The following is a 2935-nucleotide window of genomic DNA, read 5'->3' on the forward strand; positions in this document are numbered from 1 at the left end:
GACCTGGATGTATGCGACCAGGTGGTGCTGCTCACCCCGACCGGCATCCCGGTGTTCGCCGGTCCACCGTCGCAGATCGGCCCACAGTTGGGCACCACCGTCTGGAACGAAATCGTCGAACGCGCCTGCACCGACCCCTACGGCGCGCATGACGACTACCTGGCCCGTCGAGGGGAGCCCGCCCCGCCCGAACCGCCGCCGACGCCCACGGAGATGGCGCACGCTCCCGCAAAGCGGCGAAATGTGTTGCGCCAGATTGCCGTATCTGCCCGCCGCCAAGCCTGGCTGATGATCGGCGACCAACGGTACTTCATCTTCTTGGCCATCCTTCCGGTGTTGTTCGGAGCAATCTCGTTGCTGATACCCGGGGCTGCCGGTCTGGGCCCGGCAAGCCGGTACGGCAACAACCCCGATCAGGCCGTCGCGATTCTCACGGTGCTCACCCTCGGCGCCGTTGTGATGGGAACGGCGCTCGGCGTCCGCGACCTGTTCTCCGAACAGCGCATCTTCCGGCGCGAACAAGCACACGGCTTGTCGGCGTCGGCGTTCTTGGCTGGCAAGGTGATCGTCTACAGCCTGACCGCGATCCTCCAGACCGCTCTGATCACCGTCGTCGCGACCGTCGGGCACCATGCGCCCGCTCACGGCGCCGTGCTGTTGGGGCACAGCAAGTTAGCCGCCACCGTCGAGTTGTCCATCGTGCTGGCCGTCATCGCGATCGTCACGACGTTGGTCGCGCTGGCGTTCTCCTCGCCGGCTCGGCTCTACGAGCAGGTCGTGTTGATCGCCGTGTTGATCGTCTTGGTGTCGATGGTGTTCGCCGGTGCGTTGTTCCCGATCGCCGGCAGAGTCCCGCTGGAGCAGATCGCCGCGCTGGTGCCGTCCAGATGGGGGTTCGCCGCCGCGGCATCCACCGTCGATGTGCATGCGGTCAATCCCCTGGCCGAAGCCGATGGTTCGTGGAAGCACACCTCCGGTCAGTGGCTGCACGACATGGGGCTGCTGATCAGCTTCGGCGTTATCGCCGCCGCGGCGCTGCGCTGGCGGCTACGACGTCCGTCGCGCGGGCACAACCTGCGCGGCGGTCACCCGAGTTCGTCGCGGATGATCTCGGACCACAGCGCCTTGTAGCAGTGGGCTGCGGGACTGTGTGGGGCGGACGCGGTCACCGGGGCCCGATGTTCGGCCATCTGCTCGATGATCGACAGCGCCGGAATGGATGTGGTCAAAATTCCAGTCCGCTGCGACGGCAGGTTTTGCACCAGGTCGCAGTGCAAGCGTTTACGTCGGTCCACCATCGAGAAGAACGCCCGAACACGCGGCCGGCGGCCGTCGAAATCACCGACGAAATCGGTCAGTTGATCGAATGTGCGCACCGACAGGGTCGCCGGGATCATCGGCACCAATAGGGTGTCGACGGCGTGCAGCACGTTTTCCGACAGCAGCGAGATGCTCGGCGGACAGTCGAGAAAGACCGTGTCGTACTGACCCGCCAGCGGTCGCAGCAGTTCACGGATCCGCTGCGTCGGCCGCTTCGTCTCGTCGAGTTGCACGTCGAGATGGCGGTAGCGGAAGTCCGCCGGTACCAGATCGAGCCCGTCGAAATCGGTGGCCTTGATCGCGTCGTCGAGCGTCCGCGCCCCCTGCACCAGCGCCCGGCCGCCGCCCTTGACCTTTGGCTGCACCCGGAACATGTACGTCGCCGCGCCCTGCGGGTCGAGATCCCACAGCAGCACGGTGTGCCCGTCCTGGGCCGCCAGATGCGCCAAGTTCACCGCGGTCGACGTCTTACCGACACCGCCCTTGATGTTGTACGTCGCGTAGACCTTCATCAGCGCACCAGCGCTTTGACTCGGGTGCGATTCTCCTCGGCCAGGAATGGCCGCAGGCGACCCGCCAAGGCCGCGCGTGCGCTGAGTTGACGCGCGTCGAGTTGCGCGGCCATCTCCCCCATCGCCAGCACCGTCTGCGGCGGCGCCGCACCCTGTTCCATCATGGTCACGGCAAACTCGCGGACGGCTTCACGCTGCACCTCGCCATCCTGAAAGTCGCCGAGCGTGTCCTGCAGCGACTTGAGCTCCTTGAGCAGCGCACCATGGGCGGCGATGTCGCACACCGGCTTGAACGTCTCGAGCAGGTAGCGCAGCTCTTTGCATCGTTTGCGCAGCGCATGCACGTCGTCGCTCGGTGAGTCCTGATGGATCCGTCCACCGCGCCGGGCGGTGTTCCGGTAGGCCCGCCGCAGGCGCCTGCGCGCCAGCATCGCCACCGTCGTCGCGCCCCGGGAGTCGGCCGGCACCTGGGCCAGCGCGCCGCGCCAGTCGCTCATCAGCTGCTCGAAGCGCCGCGAGCGCAGCCCGCGCACCAGGCGCCGCCGCTCGGCGCTGCGGTGCTTGACCAGGAACGACCGGAACGGCTCGAGGTCACCCGGAGCGGCCGACCTCAGGCGGGCCGCCATGGTGTCCAGTTCGAGCAGGTAGACGTCCAGGTCGCGGACCGGTGTGGTCAGATCGCCCAGCCACTTGAATTCCGGGGCGAAGCGCTCGGCCAGATCGTCGGGCAGCACGTCGCCCACCAGCTTGAGGATCGAACGGGTCCGACGGACCGCGACCCGCAGGTCGTGCAGGAATTCGGTGTCGATCGCGTCGATTGTGCCCGGTACGTTCTCCTCGATGGCCTCTGTAAATCCCGCCAGCAGCTGCGCCACAGCCGCGGCCGCCGAGGTGTCCGGACGCATCCGGATCGGGCCGCGGCCGTTGGCGGGATGACGCTCGGCACGGGTCAACGCGAGGTCGTACGACGTCGCCGAGACCGCACTGAACCCGTCGATCCGGGACAGCAGCAGGCGCGCGATCCGGTCGCCGGCGGAGTCGTACCCGCGCAGCGGCTGAATTCGCAGCCGACTGGTGCCGTCATCGACACTCTCGGTCAGTAG

At 67.3% G+C, this 2935-nt stretch carries 3 protein-coding genes; 1 reads left to right on the top strand and 2 read right to left on the bottom strand.

Features of this window, described 5'->3' with window-relative positions; genetic code table 11:
- On the top strand, window positions 1-1131 hold a 1131-nt coding region (locus AC2VOU_RS07085), incomplete at its 5' end, for an ABC transporter permease (protein ID WP_486956734.1).
- Here the strand turns inward: AC2VOU_RS07085 and AC2VOU_RS07090 are convergent.
- Together AC2VOU_RS07090 and AC2VOU_RS07095 are read right to left on the bottom strand one after the other, a co-directional pair.
- The gene (locus tag AC2VOU_RS07090) at window positions 1086-1832 is read right to left on the bottom strand and encodes a ParA family protein (protein WP_486956735.1); all 747 of its coding nucleotides are present in this window, start codon (window positions 1830-1832) and stop codon (window positions 1086-1088) included. The two genes, AC2VOU_RS07085 and AC2VOU_RS07090, sit on opposite strands and share 46 nt — an antisense overlap.
- The coding region (locus AC2VOU_RS07095) for a CHAD domain-containing protein (protein ID WP_486956736.1) at window positions 1832-2935 on the bottom strand (1104 nt) is incomplete at its 5' end. The genes AC2VOU_RS07095 and AC2VOU_RS07090, both read right to left, overlap by 1 nt.

It is taken from the genome of Mycobacterium sp. TH-M25 (assembly GCF_057473665.1).